Origin of the sequence: Mesorhizobium sp. M0047 (genome assembly GCF_040323315.1) — a bacterium.
Taxonomy (GTDB): Bacteria; Pseudomonadota; Alphaproteobacteria; order Rhizobiales; family Rhizobiaceae; genus Mesorhizobium.
The window spans coordinates 49,303-68,106 of record NZ_JAMYUW010000009.1 but is presented as its reverse complement, the minus strand read 5'-3'; the positions used below and the strand labels follow the sequence as shown (position 1 = coordinate 68,106).

Below are 18,804 nucleotides of genomic sequence, written 5' to 3'. Positions count from 1 at the left end.
ATGTCGCAGTTTCTCTCGAAGCATAACTCCGTGCGGCCCACGCGCCGCCGGTTCCTCGTCGGCGCGGGCGTCACCACCGCTGGCCTCGCCGTGGGCTACCGGCTAGTGCTGGCGGCGTCCGACATCGCACAAACGACTACTGCAAAGGTTCAGGCGAACCCCTTCCAGGCCTATGTCGAGATCACAAAGGAGAACCGAATCATCATCCACTCCTCGCAGTTCGAGATGGGACAAGGCTCCTATTTCGGCATCGCCACCCTGGTTATGGAAGAGCTCGACGGCGACTGGGCGCAGGTGGACGTGGTCGGCGGATATGGCAATACCGCGCTCTACGGCAATCTCGCCTGGGGCGGGGCCGCACAGGCAACTGGTGGCTCCACGTCGATGAGTTCGTCGTGGGAACGCTACCGCAAGGCGGGTGCTGCCGCACGGGCCTTGCTGGTGGCGGCCGCGGCGCAGCGGTGGGATGTGCCAGCCGGCGAGATCAAAGTCGCTTCCGGGGTCGTGTCGCACGCCTCAGGGATGCAGGCGCGCTACGGTGACCTGGCTGAAGCCGCAGCGGGAATGCCGGTTCCCGACGACGTGCCGCTAAAGCCGCGCGACAAGTGGGCCCAGATCGGATCGTACAGCCTCAAGCGCTACGATTCCGCCGGCAAGACGAACGGCGCGCAGACCTACACGATCGACCTCATGATGGAGGGACTCCAGACGGCCGTTATGATCCATCCGCCGAAGTTCGGCGCCGAGATCGAGAGCTTCGACGCAACCAAGGCCAAGGCACTCGACGGCATTGTCGATGTCGTCCAGACGCCGCGAGGCATTGCCGTGGTTGGCAGGGACACCTGGACGGCGCTCAAGGGCCGCGACCTCGTGGAGGTGACCTGGAACGAGGAGAAGGCCGAAGGGCGCGGCACGGCAGAGATCATGGCCGAATACAACAAGGCAGCAGACGATCTGGGCGCGGCCACCGCGCGCGACGACGGTAACACTCCCGCAGCGTTCGCCAGTGCTGAGAAAATCATCGAGGGGCACTACGAATTCCCCTATCTTGTCCATGCTTCGATCGAGCCACTCAACGCGGCCGCCCGAATCAACGAAGACGGCACCATCGACGTCTGGGGCGGACACCAGATGCCCGACCTCTATCAGGCGGCTGCCGCTCAGGTAGGCGGCACCACGCCGGACAAGGTGAGGCTGCACGTGATGAAGACCGGCGGCAGTTTCGGCCGCCGCGCGGTCTTGGATGCAGATGTCATTATCGAAGCTGTTTCCACAGCGCGTGCACTGGGACGCGGCAAGCCAGTGAAGGTGCAGTGGACCCGCGAGAATGACATGCGGGGTGGGCGGTACCGGCCGGCCTATGTGCACGCAGTCAAGGCGGGGCTCGACAAGAAAGGCAATGTCGTCGCTCTCCATAACCACATCGTGGGCCAATCGGTCTTGGGCGGTTCGACCTCTGCGGCGATGATCAAGAACGGCATCGATCCGACCTCCGTAGAGGGCGCCACCAACCTGCCCTATGCGATCCCGAACCTGAAGGTCGAGCTGACCACCACGGACGTGAACATCCCGGTGCTCTGGTGGCGTTCGGTAGGCTCCACCCACACCGCTTACGCGGTGGAAACCCTGATCGATGAGCTCGCCGCCGCTGCGAACCGTGATCCGGTCGACTTCCGCTTGTCAATGCTCGGTCACCATCCACGGCATGCCGCCGTGCTTAAAGTGGCTGCTGAGAAGGCAGGCTGGGACAAGCCTCTGCCGGAAGGCCGTTTCCGCGGCGTGGCCCTGCATGAAAGCCTCTCGACCTATGTCGCCGATGTGGTGGAGATCACCCTCAACGATGAAAATGGTTTCAAGGTCGACCGCGTCGTCTGCGCGGTAGATTGCGGCACCGCGATAAATCCTGACCAGATTCGCGCTCAGATGGAGGGCGGTATCGGCTTCGGGCTAGGCGCGATCCTCCAGGAGGAGCTGACCCTGAATGGCGGTGTCGTAGACCAAGAGAACTACGATACCTATACACCGCTCAGGATCGAGCAGATGCCGCGAGTCGAGGTGCACATTGTGCCGTCCGAGGAGCCGCCCACGGGAGTTGGTGAGCCAGGTGTGCCGCCGATCGGCCCGGCCGTCGCCAACGCGCTACGGGCGGCGACGGGCAAGACTATCCGCAAGCTGCCGATTATAAAGAACATGTCAGGAATGACACCATGAAACAGCCGCGATGAAGATCGCGCCGTTTTCGAACGCCTCCTGACAGGCGCTCATTTCCATGGGTCAAATTCCGGCGGCTGCCCGCTCCAATATCCGGTTTGGAGACGGCACCCCGTGTTCTGAACGACCACAGACGGGCCTTGGCGCCGGTTCCACTGAAGAACCGCTTTCGAGACGCAAATGCGTCCACTCCATTGAAGAGCACAACCGTATAGCACCAGGAAGGCTAGCTACCTCCATCGCTTCGGAGACCCAGGAACCCTCAGAAAACCGAACCTCCCGAGCTCAGAGGTGCTCGTGATCACAATCGCGCTGGTGCGTGGATCATTGTTCAAGGGTTTGCCGATAGGCAGGCGAGATGGCCGATCGACATGATCTTCGCCCGATGCCCTACAAACACAATGCCAGCCGCTGTCACGGAGTCGCGAAGACGAAGTCAATGAGGGTCGACGCCGATACTCATCGTTTGGTTGACAGAGCGCTTGGAATGCCATGCGCTTCACATCGGAGTAGCCATCCGGGAAGCCTGAAGCGCTTTGAAAACGCATGTGCTGCGGCTGTTATTCATAGCGTGGATGACTTTGATCAAAACAATCGATTTCATCACTCTTAGGGAATCGTGCATGGACAAAAAAGAGCCTCACGCACCAATCACACGCTGCTCTATCGTGTGACGAAAGCTGCCTCAGGAATAATCCAAAGGAGAAAATCTTCGATGCGCCCTGACGTGCAGTGGAGGTCGTGCCGAGAAAGTGAGTTGCAACTGGCCGACAAAGTCGGGCGGTGCGACCATGGTCGCTTCGGAGAATGAAATCGGGCCAGTTCACGGGGGCGGTACTGTTATTCGTCGACGGCCGCCCTTCCCAAGAACAGGCGGCATCGCAAGTTGGTTCTGCCGATGAAAACGACATCGCCGGATACATGTCAGCAGCCGCTCAGGATTGGATGATCCAGCCAAGCTCTCGGCGTGATGGCACCGTAGGCGTCACAGTCGAAGCATCTCATTGATCGTTTATGAGGCTTTCTTCGATGCCGCTGATGCCTGACGGGCGGTCGCAGCTGCAGGCGACAACACGGCCTATTTAGTTGGAAACAGTCGAGGTAAGCCAATTTGGCTTCCCCTTACTATTTGGAGAAAGAAATGCTGTGCCTAGGAATCAGCGGCGGACTTGACCAAGTCCATGAAAACCGATTCGAGCGTCCGAACGCCTTTATGCACGATGGCGCCGCGGTGCTCGTCCGAGACGGAAAGGTGATAGCCGCCGTAGAAGAGGAACGCCTCAATCGAATCAAGCACTCGAACAAGCTGCCAAGTGGTTCGATTCAATACTGTCTCTCGACGGCCGGGGTTCAGCTCAGCGACATTGATCGTGTCGCGGTCTACGCCAGCGAGCCCTATGCCAACGCCATGCTTGAAGGTATGTCCGCTTCCCAACCGGACATTCTCTCCACTCCGTTGGATGCTAAAATGTTGGTGCAGAACCTGTTAGCGCGTGAGTTCGGCACTAAGTTGGACAGTTCGCGTATTTCATTCGTAGGTCATCATCAGGCGCACGCCGTGAGCGCCTTTGCAATGTCGGGCTTCGAACAAAGTCTCATTCTAGCGATTGATGGCTGTGGTGATTTCCTGTCGGGCCTTGTGGCGGTAGGGTCTGGCACAGAAATTACGCAAATCGAGGCTTTCCCGGAGGACAATTCTCTTGGGCTGTTTTATCTCGAGACGATCCGCTGTCTCGGCTACGGCATGTTCGACGAGTATAAGGTAATGGGACTCGCGCCCTATGGCGACCCCGCTCCCTATCGCGAGCTCTTCGAGCAGTTCTACGAGCTCTCCGCCAACGGTGGCTACCGTGTTCACCTCGACCGCATCGGTCCGGCGTTGCTCCGCAACATCGAGATCAGGCGAAAGGGAATGCCTTTCACCCAGCAGCATCGAGATGTGAGTGCGTCACTGCAGGAAGCGCTTGAGCGGATCGTGTTCCACATTCTCCGGCACCACCGTGAGGCCACCGGCATGAAGCGGTTGTGTCTGGCGGGAGGGGTAGCCCACAACTGCACGATGAACGGCAAGCTGCTGTATTCAGGGCTTTTCGAAGACATCTTCGTGCAACCCGCGTCTCACGACGCTGGCTGCGCATTGGGAGCTGCGCTGATAGTCTCTAACGAGATGGGCCGCCCCGCGCCGCGTGAGCGACTGCAGGAGGTCTATTGGGGTCCTGATCTCGGGAGCGACCGCGCCGTGGAACAGGAACTGAATGCATGGTCCGGACATCTCGAGGTTGAACGCTCTTATGACGTAGCGAGCAGTGCAGCCCACTGGATCACCAACGGCGCCGTGATCGGCTGGGTGCAGGGTCGTTCGGAGTTTGGGCCACGTGCGCTGGGCAACCGCAGCATTCTTGCCGACCCTCGGCCCGCTGCAAACAAGGACCGGATCAATGCCATGGTCAAGAAGCGCGAAGGCTATAGGCCTTTCGCACCATCTGTGCTGGAAGAGGATGCGAGCGAATTTTTCGACCTCCCGGACGGTAAGCACGAATTTCCATTCATGAATTTCGTCGTTCGCGTGCGTGACTCAAAGCGCGCCTTGTTGGGTGCCATTACGCACGTCGACGGTACGGCTCGGCTGCAAACAGTATCGCGCGATGCCAACCCCGCTTACTGGGAGGTCATCAATGCGTTCAAGAAGCGGACAGGCACTCCAATTCTGCTCAATACGTCCTTTAACAACAATGCTGAACCGATCGTGGATACGGTTGCAGACGCGATTGCCACATTTTTGACGACAGAGCTGGATGGACTTGTGGTCGGGCCCTTCTTGGTAAAAAAACGGGCTGCAACGCTGCAGGATTGGACTGCGCTTGCGATTTCATTGCCTCCCTCAGTCTCCCTCCATCAAACCCGTGCTTACACAGCGCGAGATCATCAGGAGACTGTCTGCGAGATTATTCCGAACCACTCCAGCATTGACAGTGTGCGAATTTCAAACGACCTGTTTAATCTGCTGATGCGGATTGAGGGCGAAGCCGTGTTAAGCGATCACCTCAATATAATTGCGCCGGATCAGGCTAAGCATGAAGCTTTGCTGGAGGACCTGCGAAGACTGTGGGAGCAGCGCCTGGTTCGGCTGCATCCCTCACAAGCTGCTCGGATGGATCATGGGTCCGATAAAACGCCGGACCAGCCTAATAGGCTATCAATGTGATAGAGATGCCGCTCAAGCTCGGCCTCAATAGTGTTCATCGACCCCGCCTGCGAGCTCACCGCTGTGATTAGGGGGGTCGAGGTCGCCCTGGTCAGTATGCTTAGGAATGCTGAATGGGTCGTGTGCTTGCTGTGAGTTTTGGGAGGTTGTCCATTCAGACCGAACCGGGGAGACTGGGTTGGAAAGGCGGGTCTGGCCTCGATATTGACCGGACTTCTGTGTCGAGAGGTCCAGCCCGCAGAACTTTAGAAACTGGCGATGATGACCTAAGCGGCGAGGATCGCCGACTTCCGCAATGACGGTCAATGCCTTGATCGGTCCGATGCCCGGGATTTGTCGCAGGAGCTGATAATCCTGGCTGTGCCGCAGCAGATCGTCGGCCTGTGCTTCGATCTCATTGCGTTGCCGGATCAGGCTGCGTGCTTCGTCAATGACCATCCGGAACATGCGAACGGCAGGCGCATCAAGTGGCAGCGGCAATCCGATCGATAGGCGCGCCGTCTCGAACATCCATCAGAATCTCGTCTTGCTGACCTTGCGGCCGACGACATCCCAAGCTGCTGCCACAAACTCCTCCTTCGTCAGCGCCGTGATGCTTGCTGGGGTCGAAAAGGCATCGAGGAAGGCAAAGAACCAATCGCTGCGGCTGTTCCCCCGGAAGCGATCGATCTCGGGAAAATACAGCGGCAGGTATTTGTCAGGATGCGGTGCTGGATCTCGGTCTTGGCCCTGGCGATCGCTTCATGTGTCTTCGACAGTTCCTGCACGTCGTTGATGCCGGCTCGCAGCGGATCATGGTAGACCTGCGTCGCCTGGATCCTGAGCATGTGTAGGATCACCTGGGCATCGATCTTCTTGCCGAATATGACGCCGAAGGCGTTAAGAAGCCCAGGCATCTGTTCTCGATTTTGCCTACTAGGCTGACGAGAAGGTCGCGTGCCGACAGCAGCACCCGCACGACACAGGTGCCGTGGCTCTTGGTGCGAACCTGCTTAAACCATCCGGCCGTCCGATCTGGCAAGGCCCGCCGCTCGTGGGGGCCCGATTTGTCCGGCATCATCGAGAGGGCGGCGCTTGACACGATCGGAAGTCCGCGCTTCGTTAACTCGTTCCAGAGCCAGACCGCAAGCGGTCACGGCTCCATGCCGATCCGCTCCGTCTCCGCAGTTCCACAGTCCCGCCCGCATCTCCCGGTCGGGCCCGGGTAGCCATTGCGCTGCAAGGCGGGTCTGATCGCTACGGCGGCGCCCGCCACCATCTCCATCATCGGTTCGGCGACATAGCCAAAATCTCCCGTAAGAGAAGTGCTTTCAGGCAAGTTCCGCAGGTTCAAGGAGATCGTTGACGGCGCCGCCACTTGGGAGCTGCGTCGAGTGCATGGTCGAGCTTGCCGCCCAAGGTACGTGGCTTCGAAACGCGTGGAATGCGCCTCATTCAAGACCGGTAGCGGATGGTCGCCGACATACAACGGGGCGCAGGCGACTGAAACGAACCCGTCGGCCACTATGGAGCAATCCTGCCGCCTGACCAGGCGCGTGGGAAAGTATCACAACGGTGACCACAGCGTCGCTTGAGGCCGTCAAAAGCTATTGCCGTGCGTCAAGGCGGGCTAGGTGACCCGTCGGAAGCCGGCACCAGCGGCTTTGTCGGGACAAGACACATGCTATTGGGATTTGGCCGCCGCAGCCGCGAGCATCGCTTCTCCCATCGCAATGGCCCCTTGGGCACGCAGCATTTCACCAGGGTTCTGAATGTCGCGCACCTCTTTGTTCTGGCTGAGTTTTGATTTTCCAACCAGGCCGGTGATCTCGATCTCCAGGGCGACGATTGCCTTGACCATCGTGTCGATGAAGTCCCTCGGCGCGTCGCCCATCTTCCATGGGACCGGCTGGGAGGTTTCTTGCATATGAGTGAGCTTCGCCACGTTGCGGCGCACATACCGCTCATCATCCCGGACAGTGATGCGTCCGTGGGCATGGACGACGAGATAGTTCCACGTCGGCACCTGCTTGTGGAATTCATGCTTGCTTGGATACCAGTTCGGCGAGATGTAAGCGTCGGCCGCACGGAAGATTACGAGAACCTCATCGCCATTGGCGACTTCCTCCCAGACTGGATTCTTGCGGGCAACATGGCAATTGAGGACGCCCTTGTCTCCCTTCGAGCGGTCGAGCTCAAAGGGGACGTGGTTCGCGTCGAGGATGCCTTTGCTTTGGGTGACCAGGATACCGAGCGGGTGTCTCTCGATAAGCTCGAACAGGGCGTTCTGATCGGGGACGGCAAAATGTGGCGGAACGTACAACGCTAAATCTCCTGTCGTGAATGGCGGCTGTTAATGATCGGCGAAATCTTACGGAACGGGCCCCTGAATCTTCGCTGCCGTCGACGAGTGCCCCGGATCTCGGTGTCCACCACGCTCAAGCACCGCCATCGTGAAGTGGGCGGGCACATCAGATGCCGCCGCATATGAGTGCGGTTGGTCAGTGACAAGCCGCGCACTCTCGCCTTCGCTTAATATTACCACATGGGCACCTACCACAACGCTCAGGGCACCCTGACTGACCGAGATCAGCTCGCGCGTATCCGGACTATGAGCGTCCGCGGAAAACACGTCGCCCGGCATAATGACCCAGCTCCACAATTCGAACATCGCGCGCCCCGAGGTCGATGAATGAAGTTGTGCAAAGCTTCCCTTGGCGCTTGTCCAAAGTGTCCTTGTCTCTGTCCGCTCAATAGGAAGGCGAACTGTGGAAGCCTCGTCATTCAGCAAATCGGCCACGGAGAGCGAAAACGCCGCCGCCAGTCGGCAAAGTATGCCGATACTAGGGTTCGCCTTGCCTTGCTCCAGCGAGACGACGGTTCCTTTGGACAAGCCGCTCAGTTTTGCCAGTCGATCCAGGGTCAGATTTTGGTCGCGCCTCAAGTCTCGGATTCGAACCGCTATCGCTTTGCCAAGCACCTGCTCGGAACCCATCGCTGTCGTAACATCGGTCATTATATTGACTTAGGACCTCGGCTCACCTATTGCGGTCAGTATAATGACCAGGGCGAAATTGCAACTGCCCGTTAGGAGGAATGACCGATGCGTTTTGAGACGAAGGCGATCCACTGCGGCCGAGGGGTCGACGAGTCCACGGGGGCCGTATCCATGCCGCTGCACACCAGCACGACGTTCGAACGCGGTGTCAACGGGTCATTTCCGTCCGGCTTCGAATACACAAGGGATGGAAATCCTACACGCAATGCGTTCGAGGCGGCCATGGCGATGCTTGAGGGAGGGGAAGACGGCATCGCCTTCGCTTCGGGCATGGCCGCAATCGCTGCAGTTTTCGAGAGCCATCCGTCGGCGGGTCGGATCGTTCTGCCGGATGACATGTATTTCGGCATTCGTTCGCTGATCGAAGAGACCGACATTGGGTCTCGCTTCGACTTTGCCCCAGTCGACATGCGCGATTTGGACGCTTTGCGCGCCGCGGTGACATCGAAGCGGACTGGCCTCGTCTGGATCGAGACGCCGTCAAACCCGATGATCCGCGTTGTCGACATTGCGGCCATCTGCGCAATCGCGCACGAGGCCGGTGCCTTGGCGGTGGTGGACAACACCTGGGCCACCCCAGTGCTTCAACTGCCACTCGAAATCGGGGCAGACGCGGTAATGCACTCGGCGACAAAGTACATTGGCGGCCACTCGGATTTGATGGCCGGAGTAGTCATTGTCCCAAACGCGTCACCCCTCGGTCGCCCATTGCGGATGGTCCAGAAACACAAGGGCAGCGTTGCAGCGCCCTTCGACTGTTGGCTGGCGTTGCGGGGCCTGCAGACATTGCCGGTCCGCATGCGCGCCCATTGCGAAGGCGCCCAGAAAGTGGCCGAGGCCCTGGCGTCTCATCCGCGCGTCGAAAAAGTGCTCTTTCCTGGTCTGCAAACTGATCCGGGACACGATCTTGCTACGCGGCAAATGAGCCATTACGGAGCGATGCTATCCTTTATCGTCGAGGGCGGAGCCGATGCTGCAATGGCCGTGGCCGGCCGCCTGAAGATTGTTGTCCGGGCGACAAGCCTTGGCGGGACGCATTCTCTGATAGAGCATCGCGCATCCGTTGAAGGTGCGAAGTCCAAAGCGCCAGGCGGATTGCTGCGAATTTCTGTAGGGCTTGAACATCCTCAGGACATTATCGATGACCTGATCCAGGCCCTAGGCGAAACCTGCAAAGCGGGAGTCCAATGACGCGTGCAAGAACTCTGGCGCCGCTTTATGTGGCTGCTGGCGCAGCCGACGATCGGCAGAACAATGTTCCTGCTGAGCAGAACGCACGTCCTCTGGTGAACCGCTATCGCCGTGTCGCATCGTCTCGGGCGCGTGGTCGCATGGGTGATGAACGTCTTCGGGTTTCTGGACGATGGCCACGCGCTCGACCGGAAGCGCAAATACCCAGATTCGCCGTTGACCTACTGCTGCTCGACCTCGTCGGAGATCGCGGTCAACAGATGGGATGGATGACTGGGCTTTGTTAGTCCATGGCTGATCCTGGGACTGAGTTTCTTGGCCGGATGCGGCTTTGCCTTGAACGATCCAGCCTGGCACGCCTCGGTAGGCGATATCCTGGAGAAGCGCGACATACCCGCTGCAGTGACGCTGATGTCGGTGGGGTACAACGTGGTTCGGAGCATAGGACCGGCGCTGGGCGGTGTAATCTTAGCTTTGCTGGGCCCCCTTACGGCTTTCGCCCTCGCTGCGCTGAGTGACCTGGTCCCGTTGAGCGCTGTTCTGCGCTCAAAGTGGCAAGTTCGCTCTTCGCCTCTTCCGCGCGAGCGGATGGCTACGGCCATTCATGATGGGATGCGATTCACAGCAATATCCTCAGAGATCAGAGTGGCGATCGTGCGTGCAACCCTGTTCGGGCTGTCAAGCATCTCGATTCTTGCTCTGCTCCCCCTCCTGGTTCGCGACCAGCTGGCGGGAGGGCCAATTGTGTACGGCGTGCTATTGGCTGGCTTCGGCACAGGCGCCTTCATAGCCGGCATTGGCAGCAGCTACTTGAGACGCATTACGTCCCAGAACCGATTGATCACGCTCGCATCCGTTGCTTGCGCAACGTGCTGCCTTTTGATGGCCCTCACATCGTCGGTGGCTGTGGCGGCGATCGCGCTTGCAATCGGTGGCGCTGGCTGGGTTGTCACCTGGACCGGAACCGACGTGTGTGTGCAGTTGGCAAGCCCAAGGTGGGTCGTTGGTCGCACCCTGTCCATCTATTACGCCCTTACCTACGGCGGCATGGCAGCGGGCAGCTGGATCTGGGGTGCTGTTGCGCAGTACTATTCGCTGACGTGGGCTTTGGAAGGTGCTGCAGCGGCACTGTTGCTGGCTGCGGCTGTGGGAAAGCTATTGCCGGTGCGGCTATGGGAGGAATCGGATCAAGCGGCCGTTGACTTCAGGCCACCAGAACTGGCCCTCCCTTTGAGGCCCAGGAGCGGTCCGATCGTGGTCAAGGTGGAGTACTCGATACTCGAAGAGAGTATCGATGAATTTCTGAGTTGCATGCGCGAAAGGCGGCGCGTTCAGAGCCGCGCCGGTGCGCGGGACTGGACCCTCCAGCGCGACCTTCAGAAGGCGACGATTTGGACCGAGACATTCCGCACGCCGACATGGACGGACTATCTTCGTTTAAACCATCGGCTAACGGTGAATGACCGGGAGGTGGGCGAGCGCCTTGCCGCTCTGCACATGGGGGATTGTCCGCCTCGCATCTCACTTTCAATCGAGCGGTCGACAAGCCCCGCCTCCGGCAGCCAAGTCCAGCCTGTGCCTTTTGTATCGCGCCCGTGAGAAAACCAAGACTTGTCTGGGCTTGGACACGGAACGAGCTACTCCTTAATTTGTTGAGCCTGCCCGGATTGCAAATCGTCCGGCCGGTTAGGGGAGCATGAGGATTCGCATGGCGTTTATGTCCATCACGGGTCCCATGTTCAGCCCGCCACGCCCCTCTGCCGCCAGATCGGCTTGAGCACGGATTCAGGTCGCCTCTCCTTTGCATAGCGGCGGGCAACGAAGAGCAGGGGGCGGAGAGGGGTATCCCGTTTGCGAAGCGGGCAGAGGAGGAATCCGCAAGGCGGGTCGCTGGGGAGAGGGGCCGCGCGCCCCTTTCCGCCTCACTTAGAAAACGTGCGGCCAAGCACGTTCATGTCGGCCGTGGGCGGCCGCAACAATTGCCTACAAGGCGCGTGCATCGTCACATATTAAGCGTAGCCGCGCGACAACCATCCGTGGTCACGCGCAATCCTGCGAATTATAATTGCGGAGACGACGATCGCGGCACCAAGCAAAGTGGCAAACCCGATTCTGCTCGGGAAGTCCCAAAGCTCTCCGAACCCTATCAGATCCATGAAGCGAAACACGGCGCCCTGAAGCAGGTAAAGCAGCAGTGTGCTCTGACCAAGCTCCACCGCAATAAAGCGAGCTACGCGAGTTAAATGGCCAACTCTCCAGCATAGGAACATAAGCTGCATTGCGACTGCAGAAGTTGCTACGGAGCCAATGAACATCAGCAACACTTGTCTCGCCGACTCTCCATCGTAGATCAAAACGAGATTATTGTAGACGTAAGTCTCCCTTCCCCAAACAAGAAAGCACATGAACGCAACCATCGAAAGGAACACCACAAAAACAGCCTTGTGGCGCCTAGCTGCCTGCCATCCGATCGGCTGAGCAAACAAAAACCCCAAACAATAGAAGGGGTATGTGTATCGTACCAACGGGGCTATCGACCACGGGACGGGCGCGAATGCGACTGCAATTGCAGATGCGCCTACGATCCACAGCGACAAGCCATTGAAAGACGTGAGTAGTTTAATAGCGCAGAAGGACGCGAAAGCTGCCCAGAGGAACCAGTAGGTGCCGATGAACTCCCCGAAGAAATCCAGCATTACACCGCTTAAACTGTCCGCAGAAGTCATCAAGGCGGCCTTGGAAAGCCAGATCAAGGCACACCAAAAAAACATCGGCAATACTAGCTGCACTGCTCGATCAATGACACCTTGAGAAAAGGATTTTCGCAGAATCGCTCGCGAAGAAAGATAGCCACTTATCGCCATAAACAGAGGCATGTGAAACATGTAGATCGCCTTGAAATAAGGCGATAGCCAATAATCTTCTGTACCGCTATATATAACATATTGTAACAAATGCCCAACTATCACTAAGATAATTAGTACGCCTTTGGCGAAGTCGAAGGTCACGTCCCTAACCTTTGCCCCGTCTTGGCGCGAGTCGCTCCCCTTCGAACCGACGGTTACGTGATTGTGCATTAGACCTCCAGCCATACCGCGGTTATTGATCCCGCTTGGTTCTGGTATGGTTCGCGCACGGAACTTTGGATTCCCATTCTGATTCCGGACCTCAATGCAGCCAGGAGTGGAGAGGCCGCAGCACGACAGGAGCGGACCCAGGCCTGTCCTAGGACCTAAAACGCGGCCTGTTGCCGGCTGGACTGGGTCATGTGGCCCCGGTCGGTCCACAAGCCTCCCATACGAACCGTACGGTTGACAGGGTCGGCGAGACACAGCTCGCTCGGGAGGCCTATTCCTCGGGCTGGCTTTTCATATCTGCTATTCTCGGCAATCGGTAAAATCCATTGTGTTAATGGAAGGCATGCGCACGATGGATACATGCGCATCAGGCGCCTGCGCAGTGCGGCACCTTCAGTCAAGTCGCTGGGGTTCGAGTTGCGCGACTGGGTGGAGGTCCGTCGGAAGTATCATCCGCGCAAGGCGCAAATCTCAAGGCGTGCCGAGCAGCTTGGCCAAGGAGCCGCACTACGGACTGCCAGTTCACGCCAGGCCAACAGCATGGTTGCGCGCAGGGGCGACCGCCGCGTGTGCCGGTCCTGCGCGTAGAACAAGATCGGGAAGTGCGGCTTCTCTCGATGCCAGAGCTCGCTTCGCCCGCGGCCGCCACAGCTCTTGCGCTGTCACGAGTCAGCCCACCTTTCTAGCTGGCAGCCATCGTGAGCCGATCCGGACCACAGGGCGGCACCTGTCGGCGCGCCTTCCGTGTCAACGCAGAACATGATGCATATTCCCGGCGCTTTTTGACAGAGCGAACTACAAAATGCAGAACACTGACTCTCCGCCAAATGAATGCTGCGAGCAAGCAGCAGGCGGAGGAACTCCGTCTCGGGCTGAGTACCTGTTTCAACGCGGACAAATAAATTGTAGCCAGTTCACGAAACGCCGGGCCCGCTCCTCTGGCGTCCGATCGTCCAGGAAATCCCCTCGGCGCGCACCACGCCAGACACCTCCTTGCCGATATGATGCTCTAGCACCGGCCGCCAAGGCACCAGCGTGAACTCGCGCGATTTCTCGATGACACCGTATTTTCCGCCGGCGAGCTCGACGCAGCGGCGCAGCGTACCGTCTATTCGATTGCCATGCTGCGCTTCAGAATACGAGAGCCCGAGTTCGTCCGAGAGCTGACTGGCAACACGGTTCAGCTCTCGTTGGCGCAGCATTGAAAGCATGTTGGCGCGATAGATGACCCGATCCTGCGCATCATGGGCAAGACCTTGCGCGATCAGCCACTGCTGTCGGCGGGCCTGGACCTGACGTACTTCGCGACCGAAGCCAGAGTCGCGCAAGGACTCAGGGTGGGCTGATACCAGCTCCTGGTCGATCCAGGTGGCGCCGTCGAAGCCTACTTGGCTCTCCAGCGGCATTGATGAGAGCTTGTCGACGACAACAGGCTGGGCCCTCGCTCGCTGACGCTCGTAATCCGCGACGCGGTTGAGATGGTCGGGCGCGACTGTCCATGTGCCGTCCGGCTCGCGCTCGACGCCACCGGTCGCACGGCGGATCGCCTCCAGTCGCCGCACGTGCGTTTCGGCAAAGCGTTCGGTGGCCGAGGGGTCATGCTTGAGATGGATATCGATGCTGTAGCGCCCGTCGTTGACCGTGGCGATGGCGGCAATTGTGCGGTCGACTTTTCTTGGCCCGGTGTCCCTCGGCCTGACCCGCACTATGCAGCCCCCTGGTGTCGGTTGGGTGGCCTCGCCTTTGCCGATATCAAAATAGTGGCTTTTGCCGTCCACGCCGTCGACGACGAGGTAATGGCGGTCAGTGATTTCGTCGGCCAGCCCGCGCCCGACGACACGTCCGACCACGGTTTGAGCCGACCCGTCGCATCGATCGTGGATAAGATGGTCGGCGGCACTGCGGACGAGCCCCTTGCCGGTCAGCTCGCGATGGATGGTCTTGACGATGTCGCCGCGCGCGCCGATGCGGCGTAGCGTGGCTTCGAGCTCATCCTCCAAGCGCCAGCGACCGGCAGGCATCTCCTCGGCGAGGCCCATCCGCTCGAGCTTGCGCAGGCGGCCCTGGTGCAGCGTCTGGCGAAAGGTGTCTCGGCTGGCCAGTGAGACACACCCCTCATCGTCGCGCATGCGCATCAGCTGCCGGTCGATGCTGGTGAAGCGTTCCTGCTCCATCTCCTGGCGCAAGCGCTGCTCGATCTCGCGGTCGGTGCGCGGGCCAAGGTCGAGGCTAACCAGTTCGGCTGCGCGCTCGCGCAAGCCAGAGGAGATGTAGTCCCGCGCTATGATGAGGTTTTCGCCGTGATCATCCCTGCCGCGCACGATGATGTGGGTGTGAGGATGGCCGGTGTTGAAATGGTCGACGGCCACCCAGTCTAGCCTGGTGCCGAGGTCTTCTTCCATTTGCGCCATGAGGCGACGGGTGAGCGGCTTCAGGTCATCATACTCGATACCGTCTTCAGGGGCGACGATGAAGCGGAACTGATGACGGTCACCGTTCGCGCGATCGAGAAAGGCCCTGCCGTCCGCGCGGTCATTGTCGGCAGCGTAGAGCTCGCCACGCTCGCCTTCCCGGGTGACGCCGTCGCGCTGGAGGTAGCGGAGGTGCGCACGAGCCCCGTCGACTCCCTTGCCGGCCAGCTTGACGATGCGTGCCTTGACGACTGCGCGCCGCTGCCGAAACGCCGCGTGGCGGTCGCGCGCTCTAAGAACGGCGGCAGCGGCCCCGCCGCGCCCCACCCGGCTTCCGATGAAGCGGCTGCCAGGTCCGCTCCTGCCGCCTGCTCGGTTGACTGCGGCCTGCACCTGGCCAGCGTAGCGTTTGCCCGCCTTCGAGCCGCGCGAGCCAATTTTGCCGAGCTTCGGCGTGAATTCGTTATCCTGCATGCGGCCTCCGATGAACCAGCAGCAAAATCAGAAGCTTGCCCGCCAGACCCTCCTGGACCCGGAGGCAACCTCCTGGGAAAACGATGTGCAGACAAACACTTCGCCGCCTCCAGGAGGCGCTGCCTTTATCTTGCCTTCCGCGGACCTGCCCCTGGCCCCCGCCCGAACCACGGTAGCCGCTGCCCTCACCTGCGATCCGGCCGGCCTGATCTTGCTCGCTCCGATCCGAGCGGCACCAGGAGTTGGCCATTCGGGCCGGTCACGGAAACACCGTTTCGGAGAAAAAACAGCGACTGCCCGGACTGGATTCCCGGCGCGCTTTTGGAATGGGATTTGCCGGTGAGCGCGTCCATATCGGCGGCCGAAATGCCCGCCGCCTTGATCTCTTCCAGATACGAAACCGTCTCGCTGGGCAGCGGTCGCCCGCGCTGCAAATGCTGCTCGTAGCGCTCCGGCCCGGCGTTATAGGCTGCAAACAGGCCTGGAAATCCGAAGCGGTCATACATGGCGCGCAGATAGGCAGTGCCTGCCAGAATGTTGTCGCGAGGGTCGTGCGGGGCGGCTCCGAGGCCGAGCTCTGCGCGCAACTCCTCGTAGGTGCCTGGCATCACCTGCATGAGACCAATGGCGCCGGCGCTCGACGTGACCGGCCGCCCCTTGAGCGTCGTCTGCCCCCGGCTTTCGGCATCCATGACGGCATAAATCCAGGTCTGTGGAATGCTGAAACGCCGGCTTGCTTCGGCTACGAAGGGCTGCCATCTTGCAAGCTGCGGACTATGGGAGATGACGACCGGCTTCGTGTTGGTCGCGGCGGAACAGGAGCATGGTGCGAGACACGCCATGCTCAGCATAAGGAGGGTCACTCGGTCCATAGCGGCACGAGCCTCCCGATGATGTTTTCGGTCGGCACCGGCCCGAAATAGCGGCTGTCGAACGAGCGATCTTTATCGCTGCCGAGCAGGAAAACCTCGTCGGCGGCGAGTTTTCGGCATGCATTCCACCAAGGCAGCGGACGGTGCTGCGTGTCGGTTGCAAGCCGGCGCGCGGCTATCTCGCCGCCGATGATGATGGCGTCGCCAAAGGTGCAGACATGCTCGCCGGGCAGCGCCGCAAGGCGCTTGACCAGCGGCACGTTGCTGGGCAGATAGAAGCGTTCGGCGGCGAGATCGGCGACCGGTCTTGGTGGGCGGACGAGTACGAGATCACCAAGAGCGGGCGATCCGGATGCTGCGCGATAGAGGCCCACCGGCGCACTCGCCGAGGCGTTCCAGACCAGCCAGGGCGATGGTTTGCCGAAGGCGGCGAAGCCGATCAGGCCAAGGCCGATTGTGGCAACTACGATCGTCTTGCGGGCTCGAATGCGCCGCAGATGGCTGCCGATCAGACGGATGGTGGGACGCCGGCTCATGAGCGGCCTCCCTCACCGGACGAGCCGGATTCGTGCGCGCCATCCTCGGGCGCGGTCTCCTGCGCGTGCCCCTTCGACCAGTCGTCGAGTTCGTCGATGTGATAGCGGACATAGCGGCCGTGCTTGCGGAATTGTGGGCCACCGCCTTTGAGGCGCATCTTCTCCAGCGTGCGCTGGGACAGCCCGATATAGAAGGCCGCCTGCGCGGTGTTGAGAAACGGACTGCCCTTCTTGGCGCGGGCTGCGCGTTCGTTTTCGTCGTCCATGATGATCCTCGGTTCGTTACGGGCAAGCGAGGCGAGGATCGGCGAGCGAGATCGTTTTGGGGACGGGCGAAGAGTGGGGGGCGAGTTTTCGCCGCCCCTTCGGCGGCCTCACGGGTCCTGAGAGAGGCCCTGCCGCCGGTTGGCGGCGCAGGGCTTTGCGGGTCGGCCGGTCAGTCGACCGGGTTCCAGATGATGGCGTAAGTGTCGTCGTCATCCTGGCCGGCGGCGCGGCCCAGATTGGCGTAGAGCTTTCGCGGGCCAAACTCGGGGGCCGCAATCGACAGGCTCACATAGTCCTTGCCGGAGGTCTCGCCGGTGCGGATCCAGGCCGCACCCACTTCGACCCCTTGCGTCAGCACCCGGAAGTCGGGATGGGTGTCGGCGCTCTTTGCCTGATTGGGCACGATGTCGATGTCGGCGCGGACGCTGAGCGTCTTGAGCTGGCCCTTGTAGCCGCCGTTTTCCTGTTTGGTGACGTATCCGATTGCGGTCATTTTCAGTCTCCTCTTGGTGCTCGCAGGGGACCATTCCCCTGCGATGGCGGACCGTGATGGGCGCGTCCGGACCGCCGGAACCGGCACGGCCGCAGCGATAGCGGAGGACCCGAGCGGGGAGTTTTTTTGAAGCGAAGCGGCGCGAGGAAGCCGCCGCAGGCGGCGGGGAAAAAAGCTGCCGGCGAGGGTTTCGGGCGGGCCGGATCCGCCCATAGGTCGTCAAGCCAGGCGCAGGGGAATGGTCCCTGAGACACAATGGAGACAGGTTGCGCGATCGGGGGCACAACGAGCAGGCGGCAATATGCGGGGGGCCGGCGGCGCGGGCTCTCTCGGCAATCGGATTGGCAATTGACCCACGCGCCTGGCGCCTCAGCAAGCAATTCGGGCCGGTGCGGGCTGCCGAAATGGGGGCGAATTGGCGTTGGAATTTATCGCACGCGGCACTAGCTCGGCAAGACGATCAATCGGAGCCGGCGCGGCCCGGAGCGGCGCGCGCGTCCTTAGCGGCAGTACTCGAGAAAACGCCGCTCGGGCCCTGATCGACTATTCGCCACGAACAGCGACTGCTTCCTTGCGCACAGATCGGCGAATAGGAAGGCCACGCGGCTGGGCAGCTTTCGGCCGGGAATTTGATCCAGCGCGGCAGCCAGGCCTCAACTTGAGGCGGCGGCCATTCTCGCCACCAGGAAGCCGCGGACCTTCCAGGCGAAACTGCTGTCCGCGCCATGCTTGCCGCCGATTTCGGCGAGCATCGAATCGGCGATTTCCTTGTCGCGCAAGCGATCGAAACGCCATTGTCCGGTTGCCGCCATATGCCGACGACGCGCACGATATTGTCGTCGCCAAGCGCCCACCTTGCGCGCGAACATGCCGGCGGCAGCAAGGGGTCGCGATTGCCGCTGGCCACCACCGGGCAGGCCAACAGCTTGTGCCGCATATTGCCGAATGCGGCGTCAGCCTTGCAGCCGGCAAGGCTGGCAGTCACTGTCTCGTTGGCTGCGCGCTGCGGCTCGGGGCGCACCTTGGCGAT

Annotated in this window: 12 protein-coding genes and 2 pseudogenes; 4 read left to right on the top strand and 10 right to left on the bottom strand. The window is 60.5% G+C overall.

Features of this window, described 5'->3' with window-relative positions:
* Both NKJ89_RS10925 and NKJ89_RS10920 read left to right on the top strand, forming a co-directional pair.
* Window positions 1-2,211 (top strand): xanthine dehydrogenase family protein molybdopterin-binding subunit, encoded by a 2,211-nt coding sequence (locus NKJ89_RS10925; protein ID WP_352602279.1) that lies wholly within the window; start codon window positions 1-3, stop codon window positions 2,209-2,211.
* 1,141 nt (window positions 2,212-3,352) lie between these two features.
* Window positions 3,353-5,416, top strand: coding sequence for a carbamoyltransferase family protein (locus NKJ89_RS10920; protein ID WP_352596297.1), 2,064 nt, complete (start codon window positions 3,353-3,355; stop codon window positions 5,414-5,416).
* A gap of 180 nt (window positions 5,417-5,596) precedes the next feature.
* Here NKJ89_RS10920 and NKJ89_RS10915 read toward each other — a convergent pair.
* The 3 genes and pseudogenes from NKJ89_RS10915 to NKJ89_RS10905 all read right to left on the bottom strand — a co-directional run.
* A pseudogene (locus tag NKJ89_RS10915) lies at window positions 5,597-6,264 on the bottom strand (transposase); the annotation flags it as partial.
* An 815-nt stretch (window positions 6,265-7,079) separates the two neighbouring features.
* Window positions 7,080-7,718, bottom strand: coding sequence for an FMN-binding negative transcriptional regulator (locus NKJ89_RS10910; protein ID WP_352602277.1), 639 nt, complete (start codon window positions 7,716-7,718; stop codon window positions 7,080-7,082).
* Between the two features lie 48 nt (window positions 7,719-7,766).
* A complete protein-coding gene (locus NKJ89_RS10905; protein WP_352602275.1) occupies window positions 7,767-8,411 on the bottom strand; it encodes a helix-turn-helix domain-containing protein in 645 nt (214 codons plus the stop codon).
* 87 nt (window positions 8,412-8,498) lie between these two features.
* On the opposite strand from NKJ89_RS10905, the gene NKJ89_RS10900 reads away from it, so the two are divergent.
* The gene (locus tag NKJ89_RS10900; RefSeq protein ID WP_352602273.1) at window positions 8,499-9,644 is read left to right on the top strand and encodes a trans-sulfuration enzyme family protein; all 1,146 of its coding nucleotides are present in this window, start codon (window positions 8,499-8,501) and stop codon (window positions 9,642-9,644) included.
* A 273-nt stretch (window positions 9,645-9,917) separates the two neighbouring features.
* Window positions 9,918-11,243, top strand: a pseudogene (locus tag NKJ89_RS10895) (MFS transporter); the annotation flags it as partial.
* Window positions 11,244-11,653: 410 nt separating this feature from the next.
* Here the strand turns inward: NKJ89_RS10895 and nolL are convergent.
* The 7 genes from nolL to NKJ89_RS10860 all read right to left on the bottom strand — a co-directional run bounded on the left by nolL (window position 11,654) and on the right by NKJ89_RS10860 (window position 18,643).
* The gene (gene nolL, locus NKJ89_RS10890; RefSeq protein ID WP_352602271.1) at window positions 11,654-12,721 is read right to left on the bottom strand and encodes a nodulation factor fucose acetyltransferase NolL; all 1,068 of its coding nucleotides are present in this window, start codon (window positions 12,719-12,721) and stop codon (window positions 11,654-11,656) included.
* Between the two features lie 914 nt (window positions 12,722-13,635).
* The gene (rlxS, locus tag NKJ89_RS10885) at window positions 13,636-15,606 is read right to left on the bottom strand and encodes a relaxase/mobilization nuclease RlxS (RefSeq protein ID WP_352602269.1); all 1,971 of its coding nucleotides are present in this window, start codon (window positions 15,604-15,606) and stop codon (window positions 13,636-13,638) included.
* A gap of 185 nt (window positions 15,607-15,791) precedes the next feature.
* Complete coding sequence (locus tag NKJ89_RS10880; RefSeq protein WP_502904125.1) at window positions 15,792-16,448, bottom strand: lytic transglycosylase domain-containing protein; 657 nt, start codon at window positions 16,446-16,448, stop codon at window positions 15,792-15,794.
* A gap of 17 nt (window positions 16,449-16,465) precedes the next feature.
* Window positions 16,466-17,014 carry a S26 family signal peptidase gene (locus tag NKJ89_RS10875; protein WP_352602265.1) on the bottom strand — a complete coding sequence of 183 codons (549 nt, stop codon included), beginning with the start codon at window positions 17,012-17,014 and terminating at the stop codon, window positions 16,466-16,468.
* Window positions 17,011-17,280: a helix-turn-helix transcriptional regulator gene (locus NKJ89_RS10870; protein ID WP_352550303.1), complete on the bottom strand. Its 270-nt coding sequence runs from the start codon at window positions 17,278-17,280 to the stop codon at window positions 17,011-17,013. Before NKJ89_RS10870 ends, NKJ89_RS10875 begins: the two co-directional genes overlap by 4 nt.
* Window positions 17,281-17,450: 170 nt before the next feature.
* Window positions 17,451-17,774: a DUF736 domain-containing protein gene (locus NKJ89_RS10865; protein WP_023762782.1), complete on the bottom strand. Its 324-nt coding sequence runs from the start codon at window positions 17,772-17,774 to the stop codon at window positions 17,451-17,453.
* A 653-nt stretch (window positions 17,775-18,427) separates the two neighbouring features.
* Window positions 18,428-18,643 (bottom strand): hypothetical protein, encoded by a 216-nt coding sequence (locus tag NKJ89_RS10860; RefSeq protein WP_352550302.1) that lies wholly within the window; start codon window positions 18,641-18,643, stop codon window positions 18,428-18,430.
* Window positions 18,644-18,804 lie beyond the last annotated feature (161 nt).

Coding starts and splice junctions, on each gene's coding strand:
- NKJ89_RS10920 (WP_352596297.1), top strand. CDS start 3,353: ATGCTGTGCCTAGGAATCAGCGGCGGACTTGACCAAGTCCATGAAAAC.
- NKJ89_RS10870 (WP_352550303.1), bottom strand. CDS start 17,280: ATGGACGACGAAAACGAACGCGCAGCCCGCGCCAAGAAGGGCAGTCCG.
- rlxS (WP_352602269.1), bottom strand. CDS start 15,606: ATGCAGGATAACGAATTCACGCCGAAGCTCGGCAAAATTGGCTCGCGC.
- NKJ89_RS10865 (WP_023762782.1), bottom strand. CDS start 17,774: ATGACCGCAATCGGATACGTCACCAAACAGGAAAACGGCGGCTACAAG.
- NKJ89_RS10905 (WP_352602275.1), bottom strand. CDS start 8,411: ATGACCGATGTTACGACAGCGATGGGTTCCGAGCAGGTGCTTGGCAAA.
- NKJ89_RS10875 (WP_352602265.1), bottom strand. CDS start 17,014: ATGAGCCGGCGTCCCACCATCCGTCTGATCGGCAGCCATCTGCGGCGC.
- NKJ89_RS10880 (WP_502904125.1), bottom strand. CDS start 16,448: ATGGCGTGTCTCGCACCATGCTCCTGTTCCGCCGCGACCAACACGAAG.
- nolL (WP_352602271.1), bottom strand. CDS start 12,721: ATGCACAATCACGTAACCGTCGGTTCGAAGGGGAGCGACTCGCGCCAA.
- NKJ89_RS10900 (WP_352602273.1), top strand. CDS start 8,499: ATGCGTTTTGAGACGAAGGCGATCCACTGCGGCCGAGGGGTCGACGAG.
- NKJ89_RS10860 (WP_352550302.1), bottom strand. CDS start 18,643: ATGTTCGCGCGCAAGGTGGGCGCTTGGCGACGACAATATCGTGCGCGT.
- NKJ89_RS10925 (WP_352602279.1), top strand. CDS start 1: ATGTCGCAGTTTCTCTCGAAGCATAACTCCGTGCGGCCCACGCGCCGC.